We start from the raw sequence: 4169 nt of genomic DNA on the forward strand, positions 1-4169 counted from the left end.
GCCATCGCCCGCGCCCTGCAGTGTTCGGAGGTCGAAACCGCGCACGTGCTGGCGCTGGCCGGCGTGGGCGGCACGACCGCCCTGGCGCCACCGCCGTGCCAACGCCTGACCGGCACCGGGCGCATGCTGCTGGACCAGCTCGGCCCGTGGCCGGCAATGCTGCAGACCCCGCGCTTCGACATCCTCGGCGCCAACCCGGCCTTCGAGCGCCTGATGGGCGTGACCCTGGCCGACCTGGCGGACGCCGACCGCAACTGCGTCTATCAGGCCTTCACCAATCCGCGCTGGCGCGACGCATTGCTCGATCGCCAGGAGGTGCTGCAGCACATGGTGGCGTTGCTGCGCGCGGCGATGGCCGAACACCTGGGCGAGCCGGAATGGGAGGCGCTGCTGGCGCGCTACCGTGCGGCCTCTCCCGAGTTCGATGCGCTGTGGCGGCAGCGGCGCGAGGTACGCGGCGTGGAGAACCAGCTCAAGCGCTTCCGCCATCCGCAGGAAGGCGAGCTGCACCTGCAGCAGGTCAACTGGTGGTCGGCGCCGCGCAACGGCAACCGTCTGGTGGTCTATTTGCCAGCCGATGACACGGCGCAGGCGGCGCTGTTGCGCCTGCACGCGCAGGCCGGAAATGCCGCTGGATGAACGCTTTCCTAGCCCGATCCGTGAAGCTGAATACGTAACCGATTCCAGCAGGAGACGGTTCAGACGAAAACGGCCTAAATGCAACCGCCACACCACGTGACGGAGTTGCCATGAACATGAAACGCATTGCCACAATCGCCCTCTCGTCCGCGCTGGCGCTGGGTTTCATGGCGCCACCCGCGTTCGCCTGGGGTCCGGGCGGTCCGGGTCCCGGTCCGGGCTGGGGCCCGCCGGGTCCTCCGGGTCCTCTGGGTCCTCCGGGGCCGCCGCCCCCGCCGCCGGGACCGGGTCCGCGCGACCATGGCTGGTACGACCGCGGCTACCGCGATGCCGATCGCGAGCGCTACTGGCGCGACCGTGAGCGCGACCGCCGCGACGCCCGTCGCGCCTACGACCGCGGCTACCGCGACGGCTATCGCAACGGCCCGGACGTCGTCTACTACCGCCCGGGTCCGCCGCGCTGGGCGCGCGGCCAGCGCTACTACGGCCCGAACTACGTGGTCTACGACTATGACCGTTACCAGGTCCGGCGCCCGCCGTACGGCTACCGCTGGGTGCGCGACGACACCGGCAACCTGCTACTGGTCGCCATCGCCACGGGCATCATCGCCGACCTGGTGCTCAGCGGCCGCTGAGCCCTGCTGCGGCATCGCCAGACGGCCTCCTGCGGGAGGCCGTCTGCGTTTTGGTTCGCCCTCGGCCGCGCGCGGGGCTTAAACTAGTCGTCTGCCTTCTGTCCATGCCCCCCGGAGACCCGATGTTCCCGCGCGACGCCCGCATCGAAACCTACGATCCCGACCTGGCCCGCGCCATCGCCGCCGAAGCCGGCCGCCAGGAAGACCACGTCGAGCTGATCGCCAGCGAAAACTACTGCAGCCCGCTGGTCATGGAAGCGCAAGGCAGCCAGCTGACCAACAAGTACGCCGAAGGCTATCCGGGCAAGCGCTACTACGGCGGTTGCGAATTCGTCGACGTCGCCGAGCAGCTGGCCATCGACCGGGTCAAGCAATTGTTCGGCGCCGACTACGCCAACGTGCAGCCGCACAGCGGCTCGCAGGCCAACCAGGCGGTGTACTTCGCGCTGCTGCAGCCGGGTGACACCATCCTCGGCATGTCGCTGGCGCACGGCGGCCACCTGACCCACGGCGCCAAGGTCAACGCCTCCGGCAAGCTGTTCAACGCCGTGCAGTACGGCGTCAACGACCAGGGCCTGATCGACTACGACGAGGTCGAGCGCCTGGCCGTGGAGCACAAACCGAAGATGGTGGTGGCGGGCTTCTCCGCCTACTCGCAGGTGATCGACTGGGCGCGCTTCCGCGCCATCGCCGACAAGGTCGGTGCTTACTTCTTCGTGGACATGGCGCACGTGGCCGGCCTGGTCGCCGCCGGTGTCTATCCGACCCCGCTGCCGCACGCGCACGTGGTCACCTCCACCACCCACAAGACCCTGCGCGGCCCGCGTGGCGGCATCATCGTCGCCAGTGCCGCCGGCGCCGGCGACAAGCTCGAAGACCTGTCCAAGAAGCTGCAGTCGATCGTCTTCCCCGGCATCCAGGGCGGCCCGCTGATGCACGTGATCGCGGCCAAGGCGGTGGCGTTCAAGGAAGCGCTGGAGCCGGAATTCACCCGCTACCAGCAGCAGGTGGTGAAGAACGCCCAGGCCATGGCCAAGACCCTGATCGCGCGCGGCTACAAGATCGTCTCCGGCGGCACCGAGAACCACCTGATGCTGGTGGACATGATCGGCCGCGACGTCTCCGGCAAGGACGCGGAAGCGGCGCTGGGCAAGGCCCACATCACCGTCAACAAGAACTCGGTGCCCAACGACCCGCGCTCGCCGTTCGTGACCTCGGGCCTGCGCCTGGGTACCCCGGCGATCACCACCCGCGGCTACATGGAGCAGGACTGCGTCGACCTCGCCAACTGGATCGCCGACGTGCTCGACGCCCCGGCCGACGACACCGTGCTGGCGCGCGTGCGCGACGCGGTGACCGCGCAGTGCCGCAAGTATCCGGTGTATGGCTGAAAAACGGGAATGGGGAATGGAGAATCGGGAATGGTCAGACGCGCTACGCTTGCGCTGTTGACGTTCCCATTCCCCATTCCCGTTTCCCCATTCCCGGCGCCCTGAATGCACTGCCCCTTCTGCCAGCACACCGATACCCGGGTGATCGATTCGCGCGTGTCCGAGGACGGCGCGACGATCCGCCGGCGTCGCGAGTGCGAGGCCTGCGGCGAGCGCTTCAGCACGCTGGAGACGATCGAACTCAAGCTGCCGACGGTGATCAAGAGCGACGGCGGCCGCGAGGCGTTCGATGCGCGCAAGCTGCGCACCAGCTTCGACCGCGCGCTGCAGAAGCGGCCGGTGGCCGAGGAGCAGATCGAGGCGGCGGTGCGCGCGGTGGTGCATCAGTTGCGCATGTCCGGCGAGCGCGAACTGCCCTCGATCCGGGTCGGCGAGTACGTGATGGCCGAGCTGCGCAAGCTCGACCACGTCGGCTACGTGCGCTTCGCCTCGGTGTACCGCAGCTTCCAGGACGTGGCCGATTTCCGCGAGGAGATCGAGAAGCTCGAGCGCGAGTTGCCGGTGGGCAGCGAGCAGTTGCCGCTGCTGGACCTGGTGCGCGCGGCCAAGCCGGGCGACAAGACCGGCAAGCGCTGAGCGCATGCGCATCGTCTGTCTGGCCGAGGCCGCGCAGCACATCCCCGCGTTGGCGCAGGAGCACCTGCAGGCGTTCGGCCCGCTGCTGCCGGAGTGGAACGTGGTGGAGGCCGAGGCCGACCTGCGCAGCCATCGCGACGAACGCCGCATCCCCACCAGCTGGATCGCCCTGGAGGGCGAGGGCTGGCTGGGGTCGGTGAGCCTGCTGCAGAACGACGACGCGCGCATCCGCCAGTTTTCGCCCTGGCTGGCGACGCTGTACGTGCGGCCGCAGGCACGCGGTGCCGGCGTCGGCGCCGCCCTGGTCGCGCACTGCGTGCAGGCCGCCGCGCGCTTCGGCGTGCAGTGGCTGTACCTGTACTGCGAGCCGGTGCTGGTGCCGTTCTACGAGCGCCTGGGCTGGCAGCGCCATGCCGACCTGCCGCTGGGGCTGCTGCAGATCGTGGTGATGCGCCGCGACGTCAGTGCTGCTACCGCATCCGCATGAGCACCGACGTCGTCTCCGACTTCTCCGCCGACGACCATCGCTGGATGGCGCAGGCCCTGCGCCTGGCCGAGCGCGGCGCCTACACCACGCGGCCCAATCCGATGGTCGGCTGCGTGATCGTGCGCGACGGTGGCGTGGTGGGCGAGGGCTTCCACCAGCGCGCCGGCGGGCCGCACGCCGAGGTGTTCGCGCTGCGCGCCGCCGGCGAACGCGCCCGTGGCGCCACCGCCTACGTGACCCTGGAGCCGTGCGCGCACTACGGCCGCACCCCGCCGTGCGCGCTGGCGCTGATCGAGGCCGGCGTGGCGCGGGTGGTGGCGGCGATGGCCGACCCGTTCCCGCAGGTCAACGGCGGCGGCTTCGCGCTGCTGCGAGAGGCTG

At 69.9% G+C, this 4169-nt stretch carries 6 protein-coding genes; all 6 read left to right on the forward strand.

The features are described 5' to 3' along the window. Nucleotides 1-639 (forward strand): hypothetical protein (locus D588_RS28080; protein ID WP_017917645.1); only part of this gene is annotated, 639 nt, incomplete at its 5' end. A gap of 110 nt (nucleotides 640-749) precedes the next feature. Continuing rightward, on the forward strand, nucleotides 750-1274 hold the full coding sequence (locus D588_RS0122895) for an RcnB family protein (protein WP_017917646.1): 525 nt from the start codon (nucleotides 750-752) through the stop codon (nucleotides 1272-1274). A gap of 122 nt (nucleotides 1275-1396) precedes the next feature. Continuing rightward, the gene (gene glyA / locus D588_RS0122900) at nucleotides 1397-2665 is read left to right on the forward strand and encodes a serine hydroxymethyltransferase (protein WP_017917647.1); all 1269 of its coding nucleotides are present in this window, start codon (nucleotides 1397-1399) and stop codon (nucleotides 2663-2665) included. 105 nt (nucleotides 2666-2770) lie between these two features. Then, nucleotides 2771-3301: a transcriptional regulator NrdR gene (nrdR, locus tag D588_RS0122905; protein WP_010340907.1), complete on the forward strand. Its 531-nt coding sequence runs from the start codon at nucleotides 2771-2773 to the stop codon at nucleotides 3299-3301. Nucleotides 3302-3305: 4 nt separating this feature from the next. Next, complete coding sequence (locus D588_RS0122910; protein WP_017917648.1) at nucleotides 3306-3788, forward strand: GNAT family N-acetyltransferase; 483 nt, start codon at nucleotides 3306-3308, stop codon at nucleotides 3786-3788. Beyond that, the coding region (gene ribD / locus D588_RS0122915; protein ID WP_017917649.1) for a bifunctional diaminohydroxyphosphoribosylaminopyrimidine deaminase/5-amino-6-(5-phosphoribosylamino)uracil reductase RibD at nucleotides 3785-4169 on the forward strand (385 nt) is incomplete at its 3' end. The genes D588_RS0122910 and ribD, both read left to right, overlap by 4 nt.

The sequence above is a fragment of the Xanthomonas sp. SHU 308 genome (assembly GCF_000364645.1).
Taxonomy (GTDB): Bacteria; Pseudomonadota; Gammaproteobacteria; order Xanthomonadales; family Xanthomonadaceae; genus Xanthomonas_A; species Xanthomonas_A sontii.